30 protein-coding genes are annotated in these 25,972 nt (G+C 40.7%); 18 read left to right on the top strand and 12 right to left on the bottom strand.

The genetic code is table 11. The features are described 5' to 3' along the window. On the top strand, positions 1 to 183 hold a 183-nt coding region (locus F3G91_RS02085; RefSeq protein ID WP_149700985.1), incomplete at its 5' end, for a hypothetical protein. A 183-nt stretch (positions 184 to 366) separates the two neighbouring features. On the opposite strand, the gene F3G91_RS02090 is transcribed toward F3G91_RS02085, so the two are convergent. Continuing rightward, entirely contained in the window at positions 367 to 2,028 is a 1,662-nt protein-coding gene (locus F3G91_RS02090) for a DNA polymerase III subunit gamma/tau (RefSeq protein WP_149700538.1), read from the bottom strand. A 117-nt stretch (positions 2,029 to 2,145) separates the two neighbouring features. Here F3G91_RS02090 and F3G91_RS02095 point away from each other — a divergent pair, with 117 nt between their 5' ends. Beyond that, a complete protein-coding gene (locus F3G91_RS02095) occupies positions 2,146 to 2,754 on the top strand; it encodes a LysE/ArgO family amino acid transporter (protein WP_223227799.1) in 609 nt (202 codons plus the stop codon). Here F3G91_RS02095 and ccoS read toward each other — a convergent pair. Genes ccoS through F3G91_RS02110 form a run of 3 tightly spaced genes read right to left on the bottom strand, consistent with a single transcriptional unit; the run spans position 2,689 to position 5,953 of the window. Further along, positions 2,689 to 2,958 carry a cbb3-type cytochrome oxidase assembly protein CcoS gene (gene ccoS, locus F3G91_RS02100; RefSeq protein WP_149700540.1) on the bottom strand — a complete coding sequence of 90 codons (270 nt, stop codon included), beginning with the start codon at positions 2,956 to 2,958 and terminating at the stop codon, positions 2,689 to 2,691. The genes F3G91_RS02095 and ccoS overlap by 66 nt on opposite strands. Beyond that, positions 2,958 to 5,336, bottom strand: a complete 2,379-nt coding sequence (locus tag F3G91_RS02105) for a heavy metal translocating P-type ATPase (protein WP_149700541.1) — start codon at positions 5,334 to 5,336, stop codon at positions 2,958 to 2,960. The genes ccoS and F3G91_RS02105 overlap by 1 nt, the downstream gene beginning before the upstream one ends. Next, entirely contained in the window at positions 5,333 to 5,953 is a 621-nt protein-coding gene (locus F3G91_RS02110) for a helix-turn-helix transcriptional regulator (RefSeq protein ID WP_149700542.1), read from the bottom strand. The genes F3G91_RS02105 and F3G91_RS02110 overlap by 4 nt, the downstream gene beginning before the upstream one ends. Positions 5,954 to 6,104: 151 nt before the next feature. Between F3G91_RS02110 and F3G91_RS02115 the strand changes: the two genes are divergently transcribed. The 3 genes from F3G91_RS02115 (at position 6,105) to rho (ending at position 9,093) form a co-directional block, all read left to right on the top strand. Continuing rightward, positions 6,105 to 6,488: a RidA family protein gene (locus F3G91_RS02115; RefSeq protein ID WP_103567345.1), complete on the top strand. Its 384-nt coding sequence runs from the start codon at positions 6,105 to 6,107 to the stop codon at positions 6,486 to 6,488. Between the two features lie 11 nt (positions 6,489 to 6,499). Further along, positions 6,500 to 7,585, top strand: a complete 1,086-nt coding sequence (locus F3G91_RS02120; RefSeq protein WP_149700543.1) for a pyridoxal-phosphate dependent enzyme — start codon at positions 6,500 to 6,502, stop codon at positions 7,583 to 7,585. 164 nt (positions 7,586 to 7,749) lie between these two features. Further along, complete coding sequence (rho, locus tag F3G91_RS02125; protein ID WP_021092197.1) at positions 7,750 to 9,093, top strand: transcription termination factor Rho; 1,344 nt, start codon at positions 7,750 to 7,752, stop codon at positions 9,091 to 9,093. Positions 9,094 to 9,212: 119 nt separating this feature from the next. On the opposite strand, the gene F3G91_RS02130 is transcribed toward rho, so the two are convergent. Further along, positions 9,213 to 9,425, bottom strand: coding sequence for a transcriptional regulator (locus tag F3G91_RS02130; protein WP_002941953.1), 213 nt, complete (start codon positions 9,423 to 9,425; stop codon positions 9,213 to 9,215). A gap of 160 nt (positions 9,426 to 9,585) precedes the next feature. Between F3G91_RS02130 and F3G91_RS02135 the strand changes: the two genes are divergently transcribed. Further along, positions 9,586 to 10,188: an outer membrane beta-barrel protein gene (locus F3G91_RS02135; RefSeq protein WP_149700544.1), complete on the top strand. Its 603-nt coding sequence runs from the start codon at positions 9,586 to 9,588 to the stop codon at positions 10,186 to 10,188. A gap of 48 nt (positions 10,189 to 10,236) precedes the next feature. Here F3G91_RS02135 and F3G91_RS02140 read toward each other — a convergent pair whose 3' ends face one another. Further along, positions 10,237 to 10,716 carry a GNAT family N-acetyltransferase gene (locus F3G91_RS02140; protein ID WP_103599372.1) on the bottom strand — a complete coding sequence of 160 codons (480 nt, stop codon included), beginning with the start codon at positions 10,714 to 10,716 and terminating at the stop codon, positions 10,237 to 10,239. Further along, on the bottom strand, positions 10,716 to 11,819 hold the full coding sequence (gene nusA / locus F3G91_RS02145; protein ID WP_012139939.1) for a transcription termination factor NusA: 1,104 nt from the start codon (positions 11,817 to 11,819) through the stop codon (positions 10,716 to 10,718). The genes F3G91_RS02140 and nusA overlap by 1 nt, the downstream gene beginning before the upstream one ends. A 172-nt stretch (positions 11,820 to 11,991) precedes the next feature. Here nusA and F3G91_RS02150 point away from each other — a divergent pair, with 172 nt between their 5' ends. From F3G91_RS02150 to F3G91_RS02185, 8 genes are all read left to right on the top strand, one after another. Then, positions 11,992 to 12,234, top strand: a complete 243-nt coding sequence (locus F3G91_RS02150) for an HP0268 family nuclease (protein ID WP_002941786.1) — start codon at positions 11,992 to 11,994, stop codon at positions 12,232 to 12,234. Continuing rightward, positions 12,234 to 13,535, top strand: a complete 1,302-nt coding sequence (gene miaB, locus F3G91_RS02155) for a tRNA (N6-isopentenyl adenosine(37)-C2)-methylthiotransferase MiaB (RefSeq protein ID WP_103599370.1) — start codon at positions 12,234 to 12,236, stop codon at positions 13,533 to 13,535. Before F3G91_RS02150 ends, miaB begins: the two co-directional genes overlap by 1 nt. Further along, the gene (locus F3G91_RS02160) at positions 13,516 to 14,295 is read left to right on the top strand and encodes a lysophospholipid acyltransferase family protein (protein WP_103599369.1); all 780 of its coding nucleotides are present in this window, start codon (positions 13,516 to 13,518) and stop codon (positions 14,293 to 14,295) included. Before miaB ends, F3G91_RS02160 begins: the two co-directional genes overlap by 20 nt. Beyond that, positions 14,285 to 14,731, top strand: coding sequence for a hypothetical protein (locus F3G91_RS02165; RefSeq protein ID WP_149700545.1), 447 nt, complete (start codon positions 14,285 to 14,287; stop codon positions 14,729 to 14,731). The genes F3G91_RS02160 and F3G91_RS02165 overlap by 11 nt, the downstream gene beginning before the upstream one ends. Positions 14,732 to 14,791: 60 nt before the next feature. Beyond that, positions 14,792 to 15,796 (top strand): DUF8341 domain-containing protein, encoded by a 1,005-nt coding sequence (locus F3G91_RS02170; RefSeq protein WP_149700546.1) that lies wholly within the window; start codon positions 14,792 to 14,794, stop codon positions 15,794 to 15,796. Then, entirely contained in the window at positions 15,793 to 16,314 is a 522-nt protein-coding gene (locus F3G91_RS02175; RefSeq protein WP_002941847.1) for a PilN family protein, read from the top strand. Before F3G91_RS02170 ends, F3G91_RS02175 begins: the two co-directional genes overlap by 4 nt. Beyond that, positions 16,307 to 16,843, top strand: coding sequence for a hypothetical protein (locus F3G91_RS02180; protein WP_149700547.1), 537 nt, complete (start codon positions 16,307 to 16,309; stop codon positions 16,841 to 16,843). The genes F3G91_RS02175 and F3G91_RS02180 overlap by 8 nt, the downstream gene beginning before the upstream one ends. Positions 16,844 to 17,001: 158 nt before the next feature. Further along, a complete protein-coding gene (locus tag F3G91_RS02185; protein WP_103640131.1) occupies positions 17,002 to 17,316 on the top strand; it encodes a winged helix-turn-helix domain-containing protein in 315 nt (104 codons plus the stop codon). A 44-nt stretch (positions 17,317 to 17,360) separates the two neighbouring features. On the opposite strand, the gene F3G91_RS02190 is transcribed toward F3G91_RS02185, so the two are convergent. From F3G91_RS02190 to F3G91_RS02205, 4 genes are read right to left on the bottom strand one after another with little or no spacing between them, the layout of a single operon-like run. Beyond that, entirely contained in the window at positions 17,361 to 17,984 is a 624-nt protein-coding gene (locus F3G91_RS02190) for a tetratricopeptide repeat protein (RefSeq protein ID WP_087580858.1), read from the bottom strand. A gap of 12 nt (positions 17,985 to 17,996) precedes the next feature. Beyond that, on the bottom strand, positions 17,997 to 18,656 hold the full coding sequence (locus tag F3G91_RS02195) for a tetratricopeptide repeat protein (protein WP_149700548.1): 660 nt from the start codon (positions 18,654 to 18,656) through the stop codon (positions 17,997 to 17,999). Positions 18,657 to 18,666: 10 nt separating this feature from the next. After that, on the bottom strand, positions 18,667 to 20,007 hold the full coding sequence (locus tag F3G91_RS02200; RefSeq protein ID WP_149700549.1) for a dihydrolipoyl dehydrogenase family protein: 1,341 nt from the start codon (positions 20,005 to 20,007) through the stop codon (positions 18,667 to 18,669). Further along, positions 20,004 to 20,321 (bottom strand): hypothetical protein, encoded by a 318-nt coding sequence (locus F3G91_RS02205; protein ID WP_002941809.1) that lies wholly within the window; start codon positions 20,319 to 20,321, stop codon positions 20,004 to 20,006. The genes F3G91_RS02200 and F3G91_RS02205 overlap by 4 nt, the downstream gene beginning before the upstream one ends. Positions 20,322 to 20,398: 77 nt before the next feature. On the opposite strand from F3G91_RS02205, the gene F3G91_RS02215 reads away from it, so the two are divergent. Continuing rightward, positions 20,399 to 20,950 carry a tetratricopeptide repeat protein gene (locus F3G91_RS02215; RefSeq protein WP_149700551.1) on the top strand — a complete coding sequence of 184 codons (552 nt, stop codon included), beginning with the start codon at positions 20,399 to 20,401 and terminating at the stop codon, positions 20,948 to 20,950. A gap of 21 nt (positions 20,951 to 20,971) precedes the next feature. On the opposite strand, the gene prfB is transcribed toward F3G91_RS02215, so the two are convergent. Next, positions 20,972 to 22,072, bottom strand: coding sequence for a peptide chain release factor 2 (prfB, locus tag F3G91_RS02220; RefSeq protein ID WP_149700552.1), 1,101 nt, complete (start codon positions 22,070 to 22,072; stop codon positions 20,972 to 20,974). Between the two features lie 120 nt (positions 22,073 to 22,192). On the opposite strand from prfB, the gene panC reads away from it, so the two are divergent. The 3 genes from panC to tilS are packed head-to-tail and all read left to right on the top strand — an operon-like array spanning position 22,193 to position 25,316. Next, the gene (gene panC, locus F3G91_RS02225) at positions 22,193 to 23,014 is read left to right on the top strand and encodes a pantoate--beta-alanine ligase (protein ID WP_149700553.1); all 822 of its coding nucleotides are present in this window, start codon (positions 22,193 to 22,195) and stop codon (positions 23,012 to 23,014) included. A gap of 2 nt (positions 23,015 to 23,016) precedes the next feature. Continuing rightward, positions 23,017 to 24,327, top strand: a complete 1,311-nt coding sequence (gene rimO, locus F3G91_RS02230) for a 30S ribosomal protein S12 methylthiotransferase RimO (protein WP_149700554.1) — start codon at positions 23,017 to 23,019, stop codon at positions 24,325 to 24,327. After that, positions 24,324 to 25,316, top strand: a complete 993-nt coding sequence (gene tilS / locus F3G91_RS02235) for a tRNA lysidine(34) synthetase TilS (protein ID WP_149700555.1) — start codon at positions 24,324 to 24,326, stop codon at positions 25,314 to 25,316. The genes rimO and tilS overlap by 4 nt, the downstream gene beginning before the upstream one ends. The last annotated feature ends 656 nt before the right edge of the window (positions 25,317 to 25,972 follow it).

A 25,972-nucleotide genomic window follows, 5' to 3' on the forward strand; every position in this document is an offset into this window, starting at 1 on the left:
CAAAAAGATGAGCCAGCAAGCAAGCCCGACGTAGCGCCTGAAACTAGGGAAAATGCGCTAGCTCGGCCGCAAAATGACTTTGCAAAAGAGCTGATGTCGCTAAGTCAGAGCAAGAGCCCAGAAGAGCTTAAAAAGCAAACAGGGAGTAAATTTGCCAGGGTTTTAAATTTATCGCCTCATTAAAAGGTTAAATTTAAAAAGACAGCTCTTTTAAATTTGCAATATAAATTTGAGATTTTATTTAGTCAGGATAGCAGCAGATAAATTTATTAAAAGCTAAATTTGACCACTTTTATTTAAAAATTTACGCCAGAAAAGTCAAATTTAAAGCGCTAAATAAAGCAAATTTACAAAAGAGTCAAATCCCTAGCTATTTTGCACTTCAGGCTGTCCAAAGAGCCTATTTGCTTCTTTTATCACGCCCTCTTCTCTTTGCTTTTTAAGCTCTTCTGGGCTCTTGCTCTGACTTAGCGACATCAGCTCTTTTGCAAAGTCATTTTGCGGCCGAGCTAGCGCATTTTCCCTAGTTTCAGGCGCTACGTCGGGCTTGCTTGCTGGCTCATCTTTTTGCTCGTCTTGCTGCCTAGCCTTTATCTTAGCGATCTCCTCGTCAAGGTAGCTATATTTATCCTGTGGCTCTTGTGGCTTAGTTTGAGGCTCAGACTTTGCGGCAGGAATTTGAGTTTTAGCATTTACGATCTTTATTTTTTTACCAAAAATTGTATGTAAAATTTCATGCATTACGCCCCAGCTTTTTTTGAAAAATGCCAGCTCATCGCCAGTTGCATTGACGACTAAGCCAAGCTCATTTTCATTTAAAAAGCTAAAACTTATATGATTTTTAAAAATTTCTCCAAGCTCAAAGCTTCTATCATAAATTTTTGCCACAAACTGCTCGTATGGCGACTTTGGTGCCTCTTTTAGGGCTAAAATTTGCTCACTCACGCCAGCTTTTGGCTCTATAGCCACGCTAGCTTCGCTCTTAGCAAGCTTTATGGCTTCATCGATATTTTGTAAATTTAGCGCCTCTATCATCATAAAAAGCATAAGCATCAGCACAAAGCCATTGTCGCTTGATACGCTTAACATCGACTTTGCCTGCGCCAAAATCCTAAAAAATCTCTCATATATAAGAAGTGAAAATTTTGGGTCATTGTCTAAAAATCTCTGCTTTAAATTTGCCAAAATTTCATCTATGATCATCTCTGGCTCATAGGTCTCAAGCTCGGTTACTAGCACTCTTATGGCGTTTTTATCGGCATTTGCGACGTGCTCGATGATCTGCTCGATCCTACTTGGATCAAGAAGTCCGAGCATCGCTGCCACGCTTGATTTTGTGATATTACCAGCGCCATAAATGATAGCTTGATCAAGCAGCGTTAGCGTATCTCTCAGCGAGCCGCCGCCGCTTCTTGCAAGTATCTCAAGCGCCTCCCTCTCGTAGCTCACGCCCTCTTTGCTAAGGATAAATTCAAGGTGTTTTACGATTTCATATCTGCTTATTTGCTTAAATCTAAAATGCTGCGTCCTTGAAAGCACCGTCGTTGGAAGCTTCAAAGGGTCAGTCGTCGCTAGGATAAATTTAACATAGCTTGGCGGCTCTTCAAGCGTTTTAAGAAGGGCATTAAACGCCTCTTTTGTTAGCATATGCACTTCGTCGATGATGAAAATTTTATATCTAGCAGCCGTAGGAGCGTACTTTGTCTGTTCGATGAGCTCTCTTATATCGTCGATCTTTCTGTGGCTAGCTGCGTCCATCTCGATGATGTCCATGTGACGCGACTCGTTTGCCATCACGCACTGCGCACAGGCCTCACAAGGCCTAGAAGTTGGCCCCTTTTCGCAGACCAAAGCCTTTGCAAATATCCTAGCACTCGATGTCTTGCCGCTTCCCCTAAGGCCTGAAAACAAATAGGCATGACTCACTCTGTTTTCGTCAAGTGCATGGGTTAGGCTCTTGCTTACGGCTTCTTGTCCGATGAGCTCGTCAAAATTTTTTGGTCGATATTTTAGGGCTAGTGCTTGCAACTGCTTTCCTTTTTGCAATTTTAATTTGCTGATTTTATAAAAAAAGGCATAAATTTATGGTTATGATAAAGTTAAATTTTGCTAAATTTAAGCAAAACTTTGGCGATAAGGATAAATTTGCAAGCATTTATATCTGGATTTTTCACCTCTTTATCGCTCATTTTAGCTATCGGCGCACAAAACGCATTTGTGCTAAAACAGGGCATCAAAAGAGAAAATATCTTTATCATCTGCCTTATTTGCGCTATTAGCGACGCTGTCTTGATCTTTGCGGGAGTTTTTGGGCTTGGCAGCCTCGTGCAAAACTTCCCCATCATCAAGCAAATCGCCCTATATGGCGGCTTTTTATTTTTGCTATTTTACGCGCTAAAGAGCTTTCACGCGTGCTTTTTCAAGGATCTTCGCATGGAGACTAGCAGCGATTATGCCAGATCAAATTTAAAGAAAAACATCCTTTTAACGCTTGCTTTTACTTGGCTAAATCCTCACGTCTATCTTGACACGATGATCCTAATAGGCTCGGTTTCTACTAAATTTAAAGATGAAAATTTGATATTTGGCGTGGGAGCTAGTCTTGCCTCGTTTTGTTTTTTCTTCGCACTTGGCTATCTGGCTAGGTTTTTAGCGCCCATTTTTGCAAAGCCCATCTCTTGGAAAATTTTAGAGTTTTTTGTCGGCCTCGTCATGCTCGCCCTTGCCTTCATGCTCCTTTTTGCTAGCTTCTAGCCTCTTTTTTAGCGCCTCTTTTTTGCGAAGTTCGAGCTGGTAGGCTTCATTTAGCGCATCTTCGTCGTCTAAATTTGCTCCGTCTAAAAATTTGCGGTAGTCTTCAAACTGCCTATTTTTTATCCCCCAAAGCACGCCAAAAAGCAAGGCCGCCCCCATCAAAACAGAGACCAAAACAAGCATCGCAAGAGTCGTTGTATCCACTATTTGTCCTTAAATTTTCTAACTATAAAAAGCGAGTTTAGTATGACGCTAAGCGAGCTTGCCGACATAAAAAGCGCGGCAAATAGCGGCATGACGTAGCCACAGACAGCAAATGGCAGGCTAAGGGCGTTATAAAGCAGGCAAAAGAGTAAATTTTGCTTTATCGTTTTATAGGTAAATTTTGAAATTTTCACCGCTTTTGCAAGGCTTTGAAGGCTATCATCAAGTAGCACCACATCGCTTTTTTCTAAGCTCACCGCCGCGCCACTTCCCATGCAAATGGCCACGTGAGCGAGGCTAAGCGCAGCTGCGTCGTTTATGCCGTCGCCTACCATCAGCACGTTTTTGCCCTGCTGCTTTAGCTCGCTTATAAATTTAGCCTTCTCATCAGGCAACATCCCTGCTCTAAACTCACTCACCCCAAGCTCATCTGCCACGTTTTTTACCACATTTTGCACGTCGCCACTTAGGATACACACTTTCATGCCAGCGCTCTTTAGCTCCTCTATAAGTGCCTTTGCCTCGGACTTTACGCTATCTTTTAGGTAAAATTTAGCCACCAGCTCGCCCTGCTTGGCCACAAAAAAGCTCACATTTTCTTCGCTCTCATCAAATTTCACCCCATTTTCAGCCAAAAAGCGCTTGCTCCCAGCCACAAAACGCTCGCCCATAATATCAGCACTAACTCCCTTTGCTACGCTTAAATTTGCATTTTCAAGCTCAACTTTTTTTGCGCCTTTTTGCTTTAAAAACTCAGCCACCGCCACGCTTATTTGGTGGTTTGAGATGAGGCAAAGCGAGTAAATTTTATCAATACTCACGCCCTCTTTTATAAAAAACTCGCCAACTTCAAATTTAGCTTTTGTAAGCGTCCCAGTCTTGTCAAAGACCGCCACGTCGCACTTTGCAAGGCTTTCAAAAAATTTAGCCTCCTTAAAAAGCACCTTGTTTTTAAAGGCCACCCCAAGGGCGCAAACGTTGCTAACTGGCGTGGCAAGAGCAAGCGCGCAAGGGCAGGCGATCACGATGACGCTCACGGCTGTCACCATCGCTTCTGAAAAGCTAAATTTAAAGTACCAAAACCAAAATGTAAAAAACGCTAGAGTTAGCACGCTAAGAGAGAATTTCGAGGCGATTTTATTGACTGCTAGCTCGATATTTGGCTTTTTTAGCTCTGCGTTTTGGAGTAAATTTATAAGCTTATTAAGATATGAGTTTTTAAAAATTTGCCTTGCTTCATAGACGATCTGCCCGTTTAGACAAACGACGCCACTTTTGACCTCGCCGCCAGAGCCTAGCAAAAGTGGCAAACTTTCGCCTGTTAAGCTTGAGCTATCCACGCTCGCCTCACCGCTAAGCACCACCCCATCAAGCAGTGCCCTCTCGCCAGCTCTTAGCACGATCTTTTCGCTTAAATTTACATCTTTTGGCTCTTTTAAAATGTCCTTGCCATCCTCTAAAACACAGACCTTTGCAAGCAACATGTCGCTTAAGAAATTTGAGGTCTCAAGCGCCTTTTTCTTGCCTAAAATTTCTAAAAATTTACCGATAAAAACAAAGGTTATGATCATCGCAACCGAGTCAAAATAACTCTCGCCGCTTCTTGCAAGCATCGCAAAAATAGAGTAGATATAGGTTATGCTAGCCCCCGTGATGACGAGCAGGTCCATATTTGGCGAGGCGTTTTTAATGGCTATTTTTGCCCCTTTAAAAAACTCGCTGCCGGTGTAGAAAAGCACAGGCGTTGCCAGCACAAACTGCGCGAAGCTTAGTAGGTCCTTCACGTCGCTTCTGATACCGCTAAAGTAGCCGCCATACTGCGCTATCGCCAGCCACATGATATTCATCGTGGCAAAGACGCCAACAAGCGCTTTTGCGTAGAAATTTCGCCTTTTTTTGACTAGTTCGTCCTCTTTTTGGCTCGCCGCGTAGGCCTTTGGAGTGTAGCCAACGGCGTAAATTTTCTCGATTATCTGCTCCACCAAAAGCTCTTGCTCATCGTAAATGATGACCGCCTTTTGGCTAAGCGAGTTGATATTTACCTCCAAGATGCCAGGTAGGCTAAAAAGTGCCTTTTCAAGTAGCCAGATGCACGCTGAGCAGGTTATGCCGTCGATTAGAAGCGAAATTTTAGAAAACTCGCCCTCTTTTGTCACTAGCTCACTAAAATTTGCCGCTAAATTTTTGACATTTGCGCCGCTACTTGCAGGATTTAGCGTGTTTTTGCCAAGCCTCACGTAAAACTCGCCAAGTCCACTTTCATTTAAAATTTCATAGACGCCTTTGCAGCCAGCGCAACAAAACTTAAGCCCGCCACTAGCCTCTATCATCGCGCTTTCATCAAAGCTTTGCTTGCAGTGAGAGCACCTACACTTCACGGACGCTTCTTTTTAAGCTGGTCTAAATAGCCATATATCGTGATCTTTGAGACATTTAGCTTGGCTGCCACGACCTCGATAGCGCCTTTTATGTTAAAAATGCCCTTTTCATTCATAAAGCCAACGAGTTCTAGCTTTTGCTCTTTTTTAAGCTTCTTGCCCTCGTTTTTAGCGATGATCTTGTCGATCAAATTTAAAACTATCTGCATCACGTCGTCATTTTGCTCGCTATCTAGCTCATTTTCACTTGTTTTTAAGAAATTCCCAGCCACTTCAAAAAGGCTCTTTGCCACGCTTGCATCAACATTTACGCATATCGCCCCTATGATCTCACCGTGCTCGTCTCTGATAAATGCAGTTGAGGACTTCACAAGCTTTTCATCCTTGGTAAAAAAGTAGTTCGCCACGTAGTCCTCTTTGAAATTTTTACTATTTAAGACCTCGCTTACGAGGTGATCAAAGCTTTGTCCGACCTTTCTGCCAGTAACGTCGCCAGCTACGTAGACGACTGAGCGCTGCGGGTGTGAGAGATCGTGCAGTACGACTTCGCAGGCAAATGGCGAGCTTTTTTGTATGAGATTTGCCGTTGGGATAAAAGCCTTTAATATATGGTGCATAAGGCGCCTTTTGTTTTTTTACCGAGTAGTTTAGCCAAAATATTTTTAAATTTTCGATAAGAAAAAATATAATTTTTTATGAAAATTTGTGAAATTTAAGTAGAAAAAATAATTTTTTATCTATAATTCTTTAAATTTTTAAGGAGAAAATATGAAAATTTATGAGACTGAAATTTCAAAAAAGAAAAAGGCTCACTACTCGTTAGCGACCGAACACAACGGCATCCTCTACATCTCAGGACAGCTTAGTATGGACCCAGAGACTAGGCAGATACCAGAAGGGCTAAAGGCGCAAACAAGGCAGGCTTTAAAAAACCTTGATAACGTGCTAAAACTAGCAAATGCGACAAGAAATGACATCTTGATGTGCCGCATCTATACGCCAGATATCGACTTTTGGGACGAGATAGATGATGAGTATGCGCTTTTTTTTGGCGAGCATAAGCCAGCTCGTGTCGTAGTGCCGACAAACAAACTTCACTTTGGCTGCCTGCTAGAGATCGAAGCCACAGCGATACTTGATAGAAAATTTTAAAAGGAGCAACAATGCCTAAATTTATCTGCTCAAAGTGCGGCAAGAGTGCAGATTTTGAGACACCTATATTTGCGTGCGAGTGTGGCGGGCTTTATGATATGGAGTTTAAACCAGTCAAATTTGATCTAAATTTGATCGACCAGCACGAGTTTAGCCTCTTTAGATACCGCGAGTTTTTCCCTATCAAAAACGATCTTTGGCGCGACATAAGCCTTGACGAAGGGCTAACAAAGAGCGTGAAATTTGATGACTCACTCTATCTTAAAATGGACTATGCGATGCCAACGCTCTCCTTTAAAGATAGAGGTGCGGTGATGCTTATTTGGTTTTGCAAAACTCATGGCATCAAGAAGATCTTGCAAGATAGCAGCGGAAACGCTGGAAACTCGGTCGCTGCCTACGCTGCAAGAGCTGGGATAGAGTGTGAAATTTACGTCCCAAAAGGCACAAGCGAGAAAAAAATAAAGATGCTTGAGTACTACGGCGCAAAGGCGGTTGTCTTTGACGGCACACGCGACGAGACGGCAGATGCTTGCAGAAAAAGGGCAAAAGATGAGGGAATTTTTTACGCAAACCACGTATTTAACCCGCTTTTTTACCAAGGCACTAAAACATATATATATGAAATTTACGAGCAGCTTGGCTTTGTCCCTGAAAATCTCTTTTTGCCAGTTGGCAACGGCACCTTGTTACTTGGCTGCGAGATAGCGCTAAAAGAGCTATATGATGCTGGAGTGATCAAAAAACTGCCTAAAATTTTCATCGTTCAAAGCGAGAAGTGCGCGCCATTTTTGGGGGCAACAAGCGAGCCAGTTGCGATAAAGGCAGAGCCAACTTTGGCTGAGGGCATAGCGATCGCAAAACCTGCTCGTGGCGCTGAAATTTTAGCTAGCAACTACGCTGGCGAGCGCGAAGTAATCACGATAAAAGAAGATGATATTGAGCCAGCTAGAAATTTCCTAGCAAGCCGTGGCTTTTACGTCGAGCACACCACAGCAGCCATCTACGCGGCATACGCAAGCTACGTAAAATCGCACGAGCTTGAGGGCAAAAGCATCATCTCGATGTGTGGCGCTGGGCTAAAAAGCGAGCATTAAATTTAAATTTGCAGGTCACTATGCCTGCAAATTTGCCTATTTTAGCGACTTTGGTCGTGGCATTTCTTGACAACAAAGTTTTATTTTTATAAAATGCCAAAACTTTCAAAAAACTTTTGAAGCCCAGAATTCTGCAATCTTATCCCCGCATTTAAAGAGGAAAAATGGAAAACAATAACCAAACCGAGCAAAGTGCTGCTCAAAGCACAAAAACTACAAAAAAACATCAAGCATCAAGAACCCACGTACCAGTCGATGGACACAAGATCGAAGAGCTAAGAACGCTTAGCTTAGACGAACTAGTGCAGATCGCAAATGGCGTTGGCGTCGAAAATCCACGCGAATTTCGTAGGCAGGATTTGATATTTGAGATACTAAAAACCCAGACAAAACAAGGCGGATTTATACTATTTACTGGAATTTTAGAGATCACAAACGAGGGCTACGGCTTTTTAAGGGCTGTTGATGCAAATTTAAGCGATAGCTCAAACGACGCTTATGTTTCAAACTCTCAGATCCGCAAATTTGCACTTCGTGTGGGCGACATCATCACCGGCCAAGTAAGAGAGCCAAAAGATCAAGAAAAATACTACGCCCTTTTAAAGATCGAAGCGGTAAACTACATGCCTCTAGCAGATGCAAAAGAGAGACCACTTTTTGACAACCTAACCCCACTTTTCCCAACTGAAAAGCTAAATTTAGAGTATGATCCGATGAAGCTAACGGGCCGTGTGCTTGACCTTTTCACGCCTATTGGCAAGGGTCAGCGTGGTCTCATCGTCGCACCTCCAAGAAGTGGTAAAACAGAGCTTATGAAAGAGCTAGCTCACGGCATCGCCAAAAACCACCCAGAAGCCCAGCTAATGGTTCTTCTAGTAGATGAGAGACCAGAAGAAGTTACAGACATGCAGCGCTGCGTAAAAGGCGAGGTATTTAGCTCGACATTTGACCTGCCAGCGCTTAACCACGTCCGCGTAGCAGAGCTAGTCATCGAAAAGGCAAAACGTCTAGTTGAGATGGGCAAAGACGTCATCATCTTGCTTGATAGTATAACCCGTCTAGCACGCGCCTACAACACAGTGACCCCGCCAAGCGGCAAGGTGCTAACAGGCGGCGTGGACGCAAACGCACTTCACAAACCAAAACGCTTCTTTGGCGCAGCTAGAAACATCGAGCATGGCGGCTCACTAACCATCATCGCAACCGCACTTATCGACACTGGCTCACGTATGGACGAAGTGATATTTGAAGAGTTTAAAGGCACTGGAAACAGCGAGATCGTGCTTGACCGCAACATCTCAGACCGCAGAATTTACCCAGCTATCAACGTGCTAAAATCAGGCACCAGAAAAGAAGAGCTACTTCAAAAACCTGACGAGCTTCAAAAAATTTGGGCTATCCGCTCTGCGATCGCGACAATGGACGACGTCGAAGCGCTTAAATTCTTATACGCAAAAATGCTAAAAACAAAAGACAACAAAGAGCTTCTCTCTATCCTAAACGAGTAAATTTAACTGAGCTTGAGGCGCTTGCTTTGAGCTCAAATTTCTTCACTTAAAATATCTAGCCAAAAATATCTTATAAATTTTAAATTTTCAAGCACTTGCAGTTATAAGAAAGATTACGATTATTTACTAAATTTTTCTATGTCTTGATTGATTAAATTTTCATATTCGCAAAGCTCGTTGCAAGTCTTTTTGCTCTGCTCGATAAGCTCGTCAAATTTAAATCCAAGCATCACGATACGATAAAGGTTTGGTTTGTGTTTTCGCCAGTTGTAAAGCGTTGCGACATCAACGTCTAAATGATAAGCCATATCACGTTTTGTCATCTTAGCCACTTTACACTCCTTTTTTCGAGTGATTTTATAAATTTTATTCTGATAAGAAAACAATTGAATTATTTTATGTTTTTTATTAATTTCATTGAATATTTAAACTTTATTTAATATAAGAAAACTTAAAATAGTCGCGTAACATTTTTTTAAATAAGGAGTAAAAATGAAAAATGTAGTTTTAAAGGTTGCTTTAGGTTTAAGCCTAGTTAGTGCAGCTGCTTTAGCACAAGGAGCCTTTGTAGGAGTTGAAGGGGACTACTCTTTTGGATCAAAATTAAAAGTAAAAAAAGGTAATGGATCAAAAGATAGCATTAAAAAAGCACAACCAGGTCTTGGTCTAAAAGCTGGCTATGACTTTGATGTGGCTAGAGTTTATGGTGCTTACATATATGACTTTCAAGCCAAAAAGTCACTTGGTAACGAAGATGGCACAGTAGTAAAATGGAATACACATAAATTTATAGTTGGAGCTGACTACACTCCAAGCGTAGCAAAAGATATTAAACTAGTTCTTGGTGGCTATACTGGTTTTTCAAAACTAAAAATGGATGTATTTGACACACATGATGGATCTGAAAAAGGCAACGCGACCGGCTGGATACTTGGAGCAAAAGTCGGCGCTGAGTACTCTATTAATGAAAACAATGCAGTTGAGTTTGGTTTAAAGGCTGATAGAACAAAATATCGCTCTATAGCAAAATATGATAACGCAAAAATAAAAGAGACAAACCTCGGTCTTTATATGGGATATACATATAAATTTTAATCACCAGCAAGCTCAAATTTCAAAGCAAATTTGAGCTTTTATTAGAAACTATAAATTTACTAGCTTTTCTAAATTTTCGCCGTCTAAGCGGTAGTTTCTCCACTCAAGAGATTGGTTTTTAGCGCCCATGCTTTCATAAAATTTGACACTTGGCTCATTCCAGTTTAGACAGCACCACTCAAGCCTTTTTAAATTTTCATCCTTGCAAATTTGAGCTAGAAATTTAAAAAAAGCCTTGCCGATGCCTTGATCTCTAAACTCTTTTTTGACATAAATATCCTCAAGATAGATCCCGCCAAGCCCTAAAAATGTAGAAAACGTGTAAAAATAGATGGCATATCCTACCACCCTGCCCTCACTTTCACAGACTAAGGCTTTTGCGTGATTTTTATTAAAGATAGAGTCTGCAAAAATTTCATTTGTAAAAGTGACTTGATCGCTCATTTTTTCATAGCTAGCAAGCTCTCTTACGAGCTCGCAGATCACGTCTATATCGCCCTCAGTCGCTTTTCTTATTTTAAATTTCATTAGTTATCTCCAAAGAGTGCTTTTAGATCTTTAACCATTTCTCCATTTTCGCCGCTGCTGCTAGTTTTTGAGCCAAGCTCATTTAGCTCGATCTCATAGCCAGTTAGCATGCTTGCAAGGCGGATATTTATACCATTTTTGCCGATAGCTTTGCTCTTTTGCTCGCTCGCAAGTGTCACGATCGCCTTGTTTTCTTCGATCTTTACAGATGTGATGATCGCAGGTGCCATAGCGCGAGCTACCAAGATCGCTGGCTCGGTGGTGTATTCGATCGCATCGATGCTCTCACCATGAAGCTCTTTGCTTACAGCATTTATCCTAACGCCCTTCGTGCCGACCGTTGCGCCGACTGGATCGATATTTGGAGTGGTTGAGATGAGCGCTACTTTTGCCCTTTCGCCAGGTATCCTCGCACTTCCTTGAATGATAATGCCGCCGTCTTTTATCTCAGGCACCTCTGAAGTTAGTAGCGCCTCAAGAAATTTAGGCGAAGTCCTTGAAAGCTCGACCTTTATGCCTAAATTTTTATCTGTAAAAACTTTTCTAATGACCGCTTTTACCACGTCGCCTACTTTAAATTTCTCGCCTTTTATGCGGTTTTTACGTGGCAATATAGCACGAAGCTCATCTATCTCGATAAAGGTGTTTTCATCGTTATCAACCCTAACAACAGGACCAAATACCATGTGACCGCTCATCTCATTATATTTTTGTAAAATTTTCTCTTCAACTAGGCGTTGGATGTGATACTCAAGCTCCTTGTGAAGCGTTTGGGCGGCTGTTCTGCCAAGGTTATCAAGGCTTAGCTCGTAAGTGAGCTCATCTCCGATCTCTACGCCACTATCTATCTTTTTAGCCTCTTTTAAGCTTAAAAAGTGCTCATTGTCTTCAGCAAGCCTCTCATCGTCGTTTGCTACGATTGAAATTTTTTGATAAAGCTTTAAATTTTTATTTGCATCGATGCTCACGTCATACTCATAATTTTCTCCATAAACCCTTTTTGCAGTGTTTATCAAGGCTCTTATGACACGCTCTTTTACATCTTCTATCTCTAAATTTTTCTCATTTGCAATCGACTCTATAATGTCTGATATTCTTTCCATTTTTTCTCCATTGTGACGATAAATTTCGGGGATTTTTCGTGAAGTTTTGAAATTATACATAAGCCATACTTTTAATAAGATTAAGCTTGTTATTAACTTTTATTTAATCCTTTTTTTATGATGATTTGGGTATATTGACCGATTAAAATTTAAGATTTTGAAAGGATTAAAAATGGAGCTAAAACTTGCAAGAGCCGAATTAGACGCAAAACCAAAAACGATTTCACTAGAAAAGATAGAGGCAGCTGTCGAAAAAGAGGGTCAGAAAATTTTCTATTTTGATAAAGAAAACACACACAAACAACTAATCGCCTTAGTCGAGCACTTTGAAGAAAAAGGATTAAGCGTTTATCACAGAACCGTGAAATACGGGCTTGATGATAGCGATTATATGTATGAAGTGCATATACTTTAATGAGTAAAAAACTCTTTATCCAAACTCTAGGTTGTGCTATGAATGTTCGTGACAGCGAGCATATCATAGCCGAGCTCTCACAAAAAGAAGACTACTCCTTAACACAAAACATTGAAGAAGCTGATTTAATCCTTATAAATACCTGCTCAGTTCGTGAAAAGCCAGTTCATAAGCTCTTTAGCGAGGTCGGAGCCTTTGAAAAAGCCAAAAAAAGAGGTGCTAAAATAGGCGTTTGCGGCTGCACTGCAAGCCATTTGGGTAGTGAAATTTTTAGGCGCGCGCCTTATGTTGATTTTGTCCTTGGTGCAAGAAACGTCAGTAAGATCACAAAGGCAGTAAATACGCCTAAATTTATCTCAACCGACATCAACCACGACGAGAGCGAATACGCATTTGGTGAATTTAGAGGCTCACCATACAAAAGCCACATCAACATCTCGATCGGCTGCGATAAAAAATGCACCTACTGCATCGTCCCACACACCAGAGGCGATGAAATTTCCATCCCCTCAAGTCTCATCCTAAAAGAGGTAGAAAAGGCTGCAAAAAGCGGCGCAAAAGAGATATTTTTACTAGGGCAAAATGTCAATAACTACGGCAAAAGATTTTCAGGCGTGCAAGAAAATATCGATTTTAGCGACCTATTAGTAAAGATAAGTGAGATAGAGGGCGTTGAGAGGATAAGATTTACAAGCCCGCACCCACTTCACATGGATGATAAATTTCTTGAAATTTTCACTAATAACCCAAAAATTTGCAAGTCTATGCACATGCCACTTCAAAGCGGAAACACCAAAGTTTTGCGCGAGATGAAGCGTGGATACACAAAAGAGTGGTTTTTAGACCGCGCGCTAAGACTTAGAAAAATGTGCCCAGATGTGAGCATCTCAACTGATATCATCGTCGCATTTCCAGGCGAGAGCGATAGCGAATTTGAAGATACGATGGACGTGCTAGAGCAAGTTAGGTTTGAGCAAATTTTTAGCTTTAAGTATTCGCCTCGTCCGCTTACAAAGGCAGCTACTTTTACAAATCAAATAGACGACAAGACCGCCTCAGAAAGGCTAACTCGCCTTCAAAATCGCCACAGCGAAATTTTGGACGAGATCGTGGCGATGCAAAAAGATAAAATTTTTGATGTATATTTTGAAGAGCTAAGAGCAAATGGCGGCGTTGCGGGACGAAGTTTTAACAACTTTTTAGTTCAAGTTGATGGCAGCGAAGAGCTTCTTGGCACTACGCAAAAAGTAAAGATCACAAATCCAAAACGAATGGTTTTGTATGGCGAGCTGCAAATTTAAAAGCACCCTTGAAAAGCTCGCCACGAGCGTTGGCGTCTTTTTCATCTACATTTTGATGTGGCTCATTTTTCTAACCTGCAAAAAGAGCTACACTTCAAATTTCTTGCCACAAAATGGCTGCGTCGTCGTCTTTTGGCACGGCAGACTTAGCTTTATGAGCTTTGCTTACAGACGCTGGTGGAGCAGTCAAAATAGAAAACAAGGCAAGGTGATAATAAGCGACCATAAAGATGGCGAGCTCATCACCAGAATAATCAAATTTTTTGGCATCGGCACCATTAGAGGTAGCAGCTCAAAAGGCGGCGCAAGGGCACTAATAGAAGCCCTAAGAGAGATAAAGCAAGGTCACGACGTCATCATCACGCCAGATGGCCCACGCGGTCCAAGACACAGCGTCGCAGACGGAGCTGCGGTGATCGCACAAAAGTCGTCCTGCGAAATTTATGCTCTAAATTTCGAAGCAAACTCATTTTGGGAATTTAAAAGCTGGGATAAGATGATACTTCCAAAGCCATTTTCAACTATAAATTTTAGCCTCTCAGCTCCTTTTAGCGTGGCAAATTTAGAGCAAAAAGAGGCAAAAGAGAAGATACAAAACGAGCTTTGGCAAGCCTCACAAAATGACGGCGGTAAGAGCGTGCTACAAAACAAAGAGGACTTTAGGTCAAATTTAAAAATTTGGTGGAAAAAATATGCGCATAAAAATCCGCAAATAAGCGATGAGATAAGAGAAATTTTGGACGAAATTTATGAAAAATAAATTTTCTATCTTTATAGCCATTTTTATAATAGCTTTGTTTGGGCTATTTTTTTACAGCGACAACTCCTACAAGCTCGCTCTTGAAGCAAAATTTTACTACGAGAGCAAAGAGTATGAAAAGGCTATAAATTTAAGCCAAAAAGCCCTTGATCTTGACGCCTACAACAAGATGGCAGCCACCACGCTTAATCAAAGCAAGGCAGCTATGAAATTTAGCTCATACATAAAAAACGGCAAAGAGTATCTTGAACGCATCAAAAAAATGAGCCAAAATGGCGTCAGTAAGGCTGATAATGAGCGCATCAAAATGATGTGTGATGTGATGATAGAGGATTTTGAAAATTTGAGAAATTCTGCACTGCTTGATGAGGAGCTAAAAAGCGAAGCTCTGAAGATGAAAGAGGCGTTTGCAAAACTAAAAAACGAGCTGTTTTAAACTTATTTAATCCCTTTTTAGCTAACATACCAAAAATAATGCACTAAATTTAGGAGAGTTATGTCTTTTAGCATCAGAAAGCTTTTTTCAAACCTTTTCTTAAGCGCCGTGATCGAGGGCAATGAGTGCGTTTTTTACGGTCAGGTCTTTAGAAATGGCAAGCTTATAAAAACCATAAATGCTAAATTTACAGACATAAGCATCGATAGTGTCGATGAAAAAGTTTTAAAATACATAGAGGAGCAAGAAAAGGCCTATTTTGGCGTCTATGTTTCGCTCTTTTTTAACGACGACTCGCAAGGTGCGCTGCCTACTGCTAACTTTGACGAGTACAAAAAATTTAACATCAACACGCAAAATTTAACCAGCCTTGTGATGCAAGATAGCTGGAGCATATATGCAAATTTAAATGCTATAAGAAGATATAAAAATCTCTTTGGACAAGGTAGCGTCGATCTTATCTACTCGCCTATCGCCCTGCTCTTTCACGAGCTGCTAAAAAGAGGAATTTCGCCAAAAACCACGCTATATCTCTACATCCACTCGCACTCTTTTGCGCTTACGATATTTAAAGATAAGCAGATGAAGCTCTCTACGTTTTTAAATATGAGCGACGCTGAAGAGGGCAACGAAGAGATCGAAAGCCTAAAAGAAGAGGATATAACAGACATCGACAATCTCATTGTCAAAGAAGAAGATGGCGCAACGGCGCTTGATGATTTTAAGAGTTTGGATGATTTTTTAAGCGACGATAAGCCAAAAGAATTTGAAGATCTAAACTACGAGCTAAACATGCCAGCTTCGACCAATGTCGAGAAGTCAGTGGCGATCTTTGGGCGCGATATGAAGATGTTTGACTACATCGCAAAGGCCATGAAAGAATTTTATGAAAATCCAATCTACGGCGGCGATTTTATCGAGCAGATCATCGTTTTTGAAAACACAAAGACGAGCGCGACATTTTTACAATACCTGCAATCAGAGCTATTTGTGGAGACATCAAGCTATCCGATCAACACAAATCACATCATGAATGAGATCATGCAAGAAGAGATAACACTATGAAATTTAGCTTCATCACTCCAGAACCAAGACCGCTTCTATCTATCTTTAGTAAGCTCTGGCTAAGCCTCATCGGCTTTGTTTTTGTGGTGCTTTTGGTGGCAAATTTCTTCATCGTTTATAAAAACTACTCAACTAAGAAAAATATAGAATTCCTAGCAAACGAGCAAAAAGAGCTTAGCCAAAAGATAGTCACTACGGATGAAATTTCAGCCAAACTTGCCGTGCAGATAGACTCTGCAAACGACATATTTACGTCAAATTCTATCCTAAAGCAAAGCTTGCACAACCTTTTTGACCTTGTGCCTGATAGCATAACGCTTGAAGAGGTCTTTATGGACAAAAACTCGCTCATCATCCGTGGCATAACGCCAACAAAGGATGTCTTTAACCAGCTCTTAGCCTCGCCGCTAAGGTCGATTTTCACCACGTCAAACACTAGCTTTTATCAGAGCAAAAACGGCTGGTACGGCTTTATAAGCACAAATAAGATTGATAATTCTGAGGGATATAATGAGTAAAAAAGATACGAGCTTAGAAAAAATCGACCCAGTAAAGCTTTTACTTTTTATATTTGCTTTTATCATAGTTTGCTTTATAATGATATTTGGCTTTATCGTGCCAAATATAAAAGAATTTAAAAGCCTCTCGAGACAAAACTACTCGCAAACCTCATCATACACGAAGGTAAAAAACGAATTTGAGGCTAAATTTAAAGCACTTGAAGCGACAAGACAAAAAGATGGCGCTATCATCTTGGCTTATGATACAGCTTTTGATAAGGATAAATTTATAAATTTCGCATCGCAATTTTTTAGCGAAGTGAGCCTTAGCAAGATAGAAGAAGGCGAGAATAACGCAACTGAAAAGTTCTTTAGATACCGCCTAAACGTCACTAGCTCACTAAAAACCCCGCAGAAATTTTATGACTTTTTAGACGCACTTAGTAACTACGATAGCATCATAAAAGCCGAATTTCCTATCGTTATGAAAGGCGAAAACGACAAGATCCACACGACTTTTAACATAAAAGTTTTTGGGTTAAAATAATCAAATTTAATAAATTTCTCCGCATCAAATTTAAAACTGCGCTGCTCTTAGCAAAGATATGGATATAAAATTACCCCTGCTACAATTCTTACATAGTAAGTGCTGGCTTATAAAGCAATGTTGTAAAACTACGCAAAGAGCTTCAAAACACGATCATAATGGCGACAAAAGATCTTTTTGAAAGTAGGATCAAATTTAAAGAAATTTACGAATACGATATGAAGAGCAAGCAGCTTTTCAAAAATGGTGAAGAGGTGCAAATGCCAAAAAATGAGGCAAAACTCTTCTTTTTACTCGTGAGTAATATAGAAAAAGTGGTGAGTTACGAAGTGATAGAAAACTATGTCTGGAGCGAAAAATCGATGAGTAACGAAGCGCTTAGAATGACTATCAAAAAGATAAGGGCAAAAACTGACGCCGACCTCATCAAAAACATCTCAGGGGTGGGATATAGACTTAGCGGATCAAACTAAATTTAACTTTGTGTAGCTTTTATAAATTTAAGCTACACAAATTCTTACTTTTTATCCACGCATTTGCCAAGTTGGCAGGCTCTTTTGTAAAGTGCGTCCGCCTTTGTTTCATCGCCACTTAGCTTTGCAAGCAAGAAGCATGACTGAGCATACTCAAGCTCACAGCTCTTTGCCAAAAGCTTTAAAACTCTAGCCTCAGCCTTGTTTCTATCTATCTTATGAGTTTTTAAATTTTCGCTTTCGATGTATGACTTTAGCCCCATAGCCTCGTTGTAACAGCCAACGCCGTCGCCACTATCGCAAGCAAGTTTATAAAGTTTTAGAGCCTTTTCGATATCTTTTTGCTCATCAACTAGCCCTTGCTCGTAAATTTGACCCAAATTTGAGCAAGCAGTCGCAAGGCCAGCATTGCAAGCCTTTTCGTAGTAGCCCTTTGCCTTTACAAAGTCCTTTTCGTTGCTAAAATTTACAGCTAAGTTGTTGCAGTCGATGCTATTTCCGCTCTCGCAGTTTTGCACCATCTTCTCTTTTTCAAGCTCAAGACGCTCCGCCCTAGCCTCCTCATCACTTTGCCAAAAGCCAAAGCTCACCATCTTTTGCCACGACCAGCAGCCACTTAGCATAAAGCTAGCAGCTACGATAAGCCCAAAATTTAAAACTTTTTTCACTTATTTTCCTGCTTACATGCCAAGCTTTGCGCCTAGTCTTTTCATCTGTGGGCACGCCTTGTTTAGACCGCGAAAGCAAGCGACTTTGTAAATTCCATAAGCTCTCTTTTCGTCCTTGTTCATGCCAAGACCTAGTTCATACATCGCACCGATATTTGCGCAGCTTGGCAGATCTCCAGCGTTGCAAGCGTTTGTGTAGGCCTCCATCGCTAGATAGTAGTCTTGTTTTACGATCTCGCCCTTGCGGTAGGCGTTGCCTAGATGATAGCAAGCTTGCGCACCGCCACTGTTGCAGCTATCTTTGTAAATTTCGACCGCTTTTTTTGGATCTTTTTTCACGCCAAGGCCGTTTTCATAGAGCGTGCCAAGGTTTGAGCAAGCAAGCTGCACCTTCGCATCGCAAGCCTTTTTGTAGTTTGCGTAGGCATTGTCATACTCTTTCATAAGCTCAAAATTTACGCCCAAGTCGTTGCAAGCTTCAGCATCGCCGCTCTCGCACTTTGGTGTTAAAAGATCGATGGCATTTTTTGAAATTTGCTCTTTGTTTTGCACCACCTTTTCGTCCTTTGGTTGCTGCCAAGAGTCATCTTGCTTTGGCGTCTCTCCGATGCCAATGACGTTTAAGCAACCTGTAAAAAATAGAGCAGTTAAAAGTAGTAGATATTTTTTCATTTTCGTCCTTTTAATATTGTCCAAACAAGTCATTTAGGGCTTCGCTGATGCTTGGATGGGTGAAAATTTGGTTTTTAAAGAAATTTGCATCTGCTTTTAAATTCATGGCGATCGCGATCTCATTTATGATCTCATTTGCGTAGATGCAGTGAAAGCTCGCCCCCAAAATTTCGCCACTACTAGCTTCAACGATCGCTTTTAGCATGCCCACATCGTGGTTTAGCACCTTTGCTCCTGGCACTGCTGCCATGCTAAGCTTTAGCTCCTTGAAATTTAGCCCAAGCTTGCTAGCCTCTTTTGCATTTACGCCAACTCTTGCTAGCGGAGTGTCGGTAAATAGCACATTTGCGTGGATACTTCTGTTTTGTGTGGTGCGTTTTTTGTCGCCAAAAATTTGCGAGAAAACTATCCTAAAATCATCCAAACTAGTGTAGGTAAAAAGCTCTCCGCCGCGCACATCGCCCACTGCGTAGATGTTTGACACATTTGTTTGAAGGTGCTCATTTATCTTTATAAAGCCTTTTTCATTTAGCTCGACGCCAGCTGCTTTTAAATTTAGATCATCTAAATTTGCCACTCTGCCAAGCGCTACTAAGAACGCATCTGCCTTGATGATCCTATCTTCATTATCTTGTTTGAAATTTAGCGCATTGTCTTTTAGGCTCTCTATCTCGCAGCCCTCTAAAATTTCGATGCCCTGCACGTTTAGCGCATCTTTTACGCTTTTAGCTATGTCTTCATCTTCGTTTTTTAGAAGTGGTGAGCGTCCGACGATGGTCACTTTTGAGCCAAAATTTGCAAACATCGATGCAAACTCGATGCCGATAAATCCACTACCAACGATGACAAGATGCTTTGGCATAGTTTTTAGATCGAGCAAAGTTTTGCTTGAAAAGACGTTTGAGTTTGTTATCTCAAATGGCGCATACGCCTCTTTTGAGCCAGTATTTATGATGATAAACTCACCTTCAACGACTTTTTGCTCGCCACTTGAGGTTGTGACTAAGACGCTATTTTTATCTTTAAACGAGCCAACACCATCGATCACGTCGATATTTTCTTTATCATTTAGCATCGCATAGTTTTTAGAATTTAAAGCTGAGATTAGCTTATTTTTATTTTCGATGCTAAGCGTGTAATACTCGTTTTCAACGCTATTGTCTGCATATATCGCCTCTTTTGCAGCTGTGATTAGACGCTTTGTCGGTATGCAGCCCACGTTTATGCAAGTGCCTCCATACATCTTCGGCGATCTCTCGATTAGCGCGACCTTTTTGCCAAGCGCAGCAGCCTTTACAGCTAGCGTCTTGCCAGCCTTACCAAATCCAATAATAACAATGTCATATTTCATTTAATTTTTCCCATTATGTAGTATGTAGTTTCGTTTATCTTTTTGATATCCATTTTGTATTTATTTGCCCAGCTTTTGATGATCTCATCAACCCGCTCTTTTATCTCTTTGACGGTTGCGACGTTTTTTATCTTTAGCCTATCCTCACTCCCGCTCATCGCTACAAAGCAAAGGTGTGGCTTTAGATGATCGTTTAGCTCGATCACACTCTTTGGCAAAAGGCCGTCAGTGTTATTTAAAATTCTACGCATATGCTCAGTGGTCGTTTCATCTATGTTGTAGCCAAGCTGTGTCAAAAGTGCGTTATGATCCATATCGTTCCTTTTTGCTTAAATTTGCGATCATTATAAGATAAAATTCGATAAAATAGCCTAAATTTTCAAGGACAAATATGAAAAAATTTATCATTTTTCTATTTAACATTTTGCTATTTTGGGGCTGTTCAGCAGAGCAAATTTCGCAAAATTTAGGTCTTAGCGAGCCACCACTTGATCCTGAAGTCGAGCAGATAGCAGACGCCATCTATCTATATAACGAGGGCAACTACCCAAAGGCTTGCAAGAGATTTTACGACTACGCAAAAGATGGCAATGTCCTAGCCATGCAGCAAACTGGCGTTTGTTTTCGTGACGGCAAAGGCTTTAGCAAAGATATCTTAAGGGCACTTTTTTGGTTTGAGACAGCTGGCAGATACGGCAACATAGACGGTCTTAGAAGCGCTGGATACATCTACGAATACGGTCTTGGGGTCAATAAAAATTTAGAAAAAGCGATATATTTTTATGAAAAAGCCACTAGTCTTGGCTCAAGCGAGGCTAGCTACGATCTAGGGCTTATCTACCTAGGCAAAAATGACTATAAAAAAGCTAGAATTTATCTTGATGAGGCTTGCTACCATGGCAAAGAAGAAGCCTGCACGAAGCTAAAAGAGATGAAATTTTAGCTCTCATCTCTTTAAAATTTACTACCCCTCAGCCTTTTGAGCGATCAAAACGCCCTCTATCATCTTTTTGATATCACCATCAAGTATCGCATCAGTTTGCGAAAATGCCTCACCGCTGCGGTTGTCTTTTACTTGCTGATACGGGAAAAGCACGTATGATCTTATCTGATGACCCCAGCCAATCTCGCTCTTTTCGACGCTGTTGCTCGCCTCTTGCTGCTTCATCAGCTCAAGCTCGTAAAGGCGCGACTTTAGCATCTTCATCGCTGTGGCTCTGTTTTTGTGCTGACTGCGGTCATTTTGACACTGTACGACGATGCCAGTTGGTATGTGCGTGATGCGGATGGCTGATTCAGTCTTATTTACGTGCTGACCACCTGCGCCACTGGCTCTATAAGTGTCTATCTTTAGATCTTTCTCTTCGATCTCGATCTCTATATCATCATCTACTTCAGGGCTTACCATGACACTAGAAAAGCTCGTGTGACGGCGTCCTGCACTATCAAATGGGCTTGTACGAACGAGCCTGTGGATGCCATTTTCTGCTTTGAAATATCCATAGGCGTTTTCACCTTTTACGATAAAGCTCACATCCTTTAGTCCAGCCTCTTCTCCCTCTTGAAAGTCCAAAGTCTCGACCTTAAAGCCCTCACGCTCGCAAAATCTAAGATACATCCTATAAAGCATGCTCGCCCAGTCGTTGCTCTCAGTGCCGCCAGCTCCAGGGTGGATCGATACGATCGCGTTTTTGCCATCATCTTCGCCACTTAAAAGCATGGAAATTTCTAAATTTACTATCTTTTCATCTAAATTTTTAGCATCTTCAAATAAAGAATTTATAGTCTCCTCATCATTTTCAGAATTTGCTAGCTCAAAGAGCTCCTTTGCGTCGCTAACTGCTTGGTGAGCGTCGCTAAATTTAGCAAGCATGTTTGAAATTTTTGTCTTTTCTTTATTTAGTGCCCCAGCCCTAGCGATATCTTGCCAAAAGTCAGGGTCTTGCTCTATGGCCTCGATCTCTTTTAGCCTAGCCTTTATCTCGTCAGGCTTTACGATAGAGCCTATGTTTTCAACTTTTGTTTGTAGCTTCTTTAAAAGCTCGTTGTATTCGTAACTATCCAAGTTTTTCTCCATAAATTTTTGCCGATTTTAGCCAAAAGTTGCTTACATTTTTAAATTTACGCCCTTTTAATCCTTTTTTGTTACAATGCCAAGTTAAAATTTAGATAAAAAGAGTCAAATATGCAAATTATAAGAACTATAAAAGAGCTTGAAAATTTTGTCCAAAATGCAAGCGGCAAGATCGGTTTTGTCCCAACAATGGGCGCACTTCACAACGGACACGTTAGCCTTATCAAAAAATGTGTGAGCGAAAATGAGGTAAGCATCGTCTCAACTTTCGTAAATCCAACTCAATTTCTACCAGGCGAAGACCTAGAAAAATACCCAAGAAAAGAGCAAAGCGACATCCAAATTTGCGAGCAAAACGGCGTTAGCGCTATCTTTATACCAGACGAAAAAGAGCTTTACTTTGAAGATGAGCCTCTCATCGTCGCTCCAAAGAAGCTTTCGACCATTTTAGAGGGCAAAACTAGACCTGGGCACTTTGACGGCGTCTTAAGAGTGCTAAATAAATTATTTCGCCTAACTCGTGCAAATAGCGTCTATATGGGCAAAAAAGACACCCAGCAGCTCATCATCGTGCAAAATATGATAAAGACATTTTTTCTAAACATCGAGCTAGTTGCCTGCGATATCGTTAGAGAGCCAGACGGCCTAGCGCTTTCAAGCAGAAACGTCTATATCTGCGACGAAGATAAGTGCAACGCGCTAAGACTTTCAAGATCGCTAAATAAAGCACAAAATTTGATCCAAAACGGCGAAGAGGACGCGAGCGAGGTCAAAGCAAATATGCTTGAAGTGTTAGAGCCACTAAAGGTTGATTACGTTGCGGTTACAGATAGAAATTTAAACGAAATTTCAAAGGTAGAAAAAGGCAACACCATCATCTTAGTAGCCGCCTTTGTAGGCAAAACTAGGCTAATAGACAACATCTGGATCTAAAAATGCCAAAACTTCATCTAATCTCGCTTGGTTGTAATAAAAATTTAGTTGATTCTGAGATCATGCTGGGACGCTTGCAAAACTACGATATCACGGACGATATCAGCGACGCAGACGTCATTATCGTAAATACTTGTGGATTTATCAAATCTGCCAAAGAAGAGAGCATACAAACCATCCTTGAGATGCACGAAGCTCGTAAAAATGGCTCTTTGCTCGTGGTGACTGGCTGTCTTATGCAGCGCTACAAAGATGAGCTCATAAAAGAACTGCCAGAGGTCGATCTCTTTACCGGCGTGGCTGATTATGACAAGATCGACGAGATCATCTTGAAAAAGCAAAATTTATTTAGCCCAGAAACTTATCTGCAAGCAAACGAAGAGCGCGTGATAACTGGCTCAAACTACCACGCCTACATCAAAATTTCAGAGGGCTGTAACCAAAAATGCAGCTTTTGCGCGATACCGACATTTAAAGGCAAGCTAAACTCACGCTCGCTTGAAAACATCGTAAATGAGGTCAAAAATCTAGTCAAAAAAGGCTACTACGACTTTAGCTTTTTATCCCAAGACTCAAGCTCATATATGCGTGATCACGGCATTAGCGACGGACTAATAAATTTAATAGACGAGATAGAAAAGATAAAAGGCGTAAGGAGCGCTAGGATACTTTATCTCTACCCAAGTACGACCAGCAAGGAGCTCATTTCGCGTATCATCGCTTCGCCCATCTTTCACAACTACTTTGACATGCCCATCCAGCACATCAGCGAAAATATGCTAAAGATAATGAAGCGTGGAAGTGGCGCCAAAAAGATAAAAGAGCTTTTAAATTTGATGAGAAATGCCAAAAATTCATTCTTGCGAACTGGCGTCATCGTGGGACATCCGGGCGAGAGCGAGGAGGATTTTGAGGAGCTTTGCGAGTTTTTGGAAGAGTTTAAATTTGATAGAATTTCAGCCTTTGCCTACTCAAAAGAAGAGGACACAGCCTCTTTTGAAATGGAGCAAATCCCAGCAAAGATCATCTCAAAAAGGCTAAGCAAGATAGAAAAGATCACCAAAAAAGCGATAAATGAGAGCTTGAAAAAAGAGCTTGGCAAGCAGATTTACGCATCGCTTGAGGGCGTTAGCAGCGAGGGCGAGATGTTTTACGCTGCCAAAAAAGATATCTGGGACAAAGATATAGACGGCGAAATTTTGATCAATGAAAGCGACGTAAAAGAGCTTGAGATCGGCTCGCTCTATCTCTGTGAGGTCAGCGACGTGGTTGATCAAAAACTAGTCGCCACCATCGTCAAAAAAGCAAAATGATAAACCAAAATGTGCTTGATAGGCTAAGCTTGGGCGCAAATCTGCTCGCCTTCTCGCACGGCATCGATAGCACTGCACTTTTTTACATTTTGCAAGAAGCTGGGGTCAAATTTGATCTAGCCATAGTCGATCACAACGCCAGAGAGCAGAGTAAATTTGAAGTTGAAAGCGCCAAAGAGCTTGCTAGTAAATTTGGCAAAAAAATCTACATAAAAAGCGTAAATTTGGGTAAGTCAAATTTTGAAAAAAACGCGCGCGAGGCGAGGTATGAGTTTTTTGGTGAAATTTGCAAAAAATTTGGTTATGAAAATTTGATCCTAGCGCATCAATTTGACGATAAATTTGAGTGGTTTTTGATGCAACTTGGCAAGGGCGCTGGACTAAAAGAGCTCTTTGGTATGAGTGAGCTTGAGAAGAGAGAGCACTTTTGGCTAGTTAGACCGCTTTTAAATTCACGCAAAAAAGAGCTTCAAAACTACCTTGGCGAGCGAGGCTTGCGCTACTTTGTCGATGAGACAAATTTAGATGGCAAGCTTAAAAGAAGCTTTGTAAGACTAAATTTTAGCGAGCCGTTTTTGGACGAGTATTTTAGCGGCGTGAAAAGAAGCTTTGAGTTTTTAGAGGCTGATAGGCAAAAATTACTGCCAAATATCACAAAGATAGATGATGAAATTTTCATTATAAAAAATGATAGTAACGTCGTTCGAGGCGTCGATATGGCGGCAAAAGAGCTAAATGTGCTTTTAAGCAAGGCTCAAAAAGATGAGCTAAGCGCAAATTTAGCAAAGCAAACAAGCGTGGTGCTAAGCGGCAAGATCGCCGTTGGCTACGCTGGTGCATTTATCTTAGTAACGCCATTTTGCAAAGCCGTAATGTCAAAAAAATTTAAAGAAAAGGCTAGAATTTTAAAGCTCCCAGCGATAAATAGGGGCTATCTATTTGCAAGCGGCATTCAAATAGAAAATCTCTCTAAATTTATTAGCAAATAGAGCGTTTTGGGCTATAAATTTTATCTACTAAAGGCTAATCTAAACTTTTTATCGCCAAATTTTCTGCAACAATCTTAACAAGTCTGCAAAAATTTAAAATTTATATCTGCGAATTTGATCTACAAAGGTCAAATTTAAAACTAAATTTTGCTTCAACCCTTAAACTAGAGCACCCGCTAACATTGGTATTTTGAGTAAAAAACTGCAAATTTGATTTTGGATATTTTTCTCTAACATAAACTGCTTTTGCATTTAAATTTAGAGCATAAAAGCTATAAATCTGACCCACAAAAGAGCAAATTTAAAGTTTCTAGCACCAAATTTTATCTTTACGATATTCGCACTAAAGCGTTAAGTCTGCAAAATTTAAAAATTTACATCGGTAAATTTATTTATTTTTAGTTTATTGCAACTATTTTTTGGGCTTAAATTTAGCTACAAATTTGATCTAAAAAGTCAATTTTAAAGCCTTAAGCAGCAAATTTACTCAAGCTCTCAAAGTAAATGTCCGCTTCAACCTTGGCAAATGTGGCACAAAAACCTGCAAATTTTCTATGCTAAAAGTTAAATTTAATCTATCAAGAGCCAAATTTAAAGCATTATCTAGTAAATTTAATTTCACAGCTGTTTTAAAACAGCCAAAAAACTCATCTGCG

The sequence above is a fragment of the Campylobacter concisus genome (genome assembly GCF_902460715.1).
In the GTDB taxonomy this organism is placed as follows: Bacteria; Campylobacterota; Campylobacteria; order Campylobacterales; family Campylobacteraceae; genus Campylobacter_A; species Campylobacter_A concisus_AK.

Coding starts and splice junctions, on each gene's coding strand:
- nusA (WP_012139939.1), bottom strand. CDS start 11,819: ATGGAAAGAATATCAGACATTATAGAGTCGATTGCAAATGAGAAAAAT.
- F3G91_RS02165 (WP_149700545.1), top strand. CDS start 14,285: ATGAAAAATAAATTTTCTATCTTTATAGCCATTTTTATAATAGCTTTG.
- F3G91_RS02170 (WP_149700546.1), top strand. CDS start 14,792: ATGTCTTTTAGCATCAGAAAGCTTTTTTCAAACCTTTTCTTAAGCGCC.
- F3G91_RS02160 (WP_103599369.1), top strand. CDS start 13,516: ATGGCGAGCTGCAAATTTAAAAGCACCCTTGAAAAGCTCGCCACGAGC.
- miaB (WP_103599370.1), top strand. CDS start 12,234: ATGAGTAAAAAACTCTTTATCCAAACTCTAGGTTGTGCTATGAATGTT.
- F3G91_RS02185 (WP_103640131.1), top strand. CDS start 17,002: ATGGCGACAAAAGATCTTTTTGAAAGTAGGATCAAATTTAAAGAAATT.
- F3G91_RS02205 (WP_002941809.1), bottom strand. CDS start 20,321: ATGGATCATAACGCACTTTTGACACAGCTTGGCTACAACATAGATGAA.
- F3G91_RS02195 (WP_149700548.1), bottom strand. CDS start 18,656: ATGAAAAAATATCTACTACTTTTAACTGCTCTATTTTTTACAGGTTGC.
- F3G91_RS02140 (WP_103599372.1), bottom strand. CDS start 10,716: ATGAAATTTAAAATAAGAAAAGCGACTGAGGGCGATATAGACGTGATC.
- F3G91_RS02175 (WP_002941847.1), top strand. CDS start 15,793: ATGAAATTTAGCTTCATCACTCCAGAACCAAGACCGCTTCTATCTATC.
- F3G91_RS02200 (WP_149700549.1), bottom strand. CDS start 20,007: ATGAAATATGACATTGTTATTATTGGATTTGGTAAGGCTGGCAAGACG.
- F3G91_RS02215 (WP_149700551.1), top strand. CDS start 20,399: ATGAAAAAATTTATCATTTTTCTATTTAACATTTTGCTATTTTGGGGC.
- rho (WP_021092197.1), top strand. CDS start 7,750: ATGGAAAACAATAACCAAACCGAGCAAAGTGCTGCTCAAAGCACAAAA.
- tilS (WP_149700555.1), top strand. CDS start 24,324: ATGATAAACCAAAATGTGCTTGATAGGCTAAGCTTGGGCGCAAATCTG.
- F3G91_RS02150 (WP_002941786.1), top strand. CDS start 11,992: ATGGAGCTAAAACTTGCAAGAGCCGAATTAGACGCAAAACCAAAAACG.
- panC (WP_149700553.1), top strand. CDS start 22,193: ATGCAAATTATAAGAACTATAAAAGAGCTTGAAAATTTTGTCCAAAAT.
- F3G91_RS02135 (WP_149700544.1), top strand. CDS start 9,586: ATGAAAAATGTAGTTTTAAAGGTTGCTTTAGGTTTAAGCCTAGTTAGT.
- F3G91_RS02110 (WP_149700542.1), bottom strand. CDS start 5,953: ATGCACCATATATTAAAGGCTTTTATCCCAACGGCAAATCTCATACAA.
- F3G91_RS02120 (WP_149700543.1), top strand. CDS start 6,500: ATGCCTAAATTTATCTGCTCAAAGTGCGGCAAGAGTGCAGATTTTGAG.
- rimO (WP_149700554.1), top strand. CDS start 23,017: ATGCCAAAACTTCATCTAATCTCGCTTGGTTGTAATAAAAATTTAGTT.
- F3G91_RS02180 (WP_149700547.1), top strand. CDS start 16,307: ATGAGTAAAAAAGATACGAGCTTAGAAAAAATCGACCCAGTAAAGCTT.
- F3G91_RS02115 (WP_103567345.1), top strand. CDS start 6,105: ATGAAAATTTATGAGACTGAAATTTCAAAAAAGAAAAAGGCTCACTAC.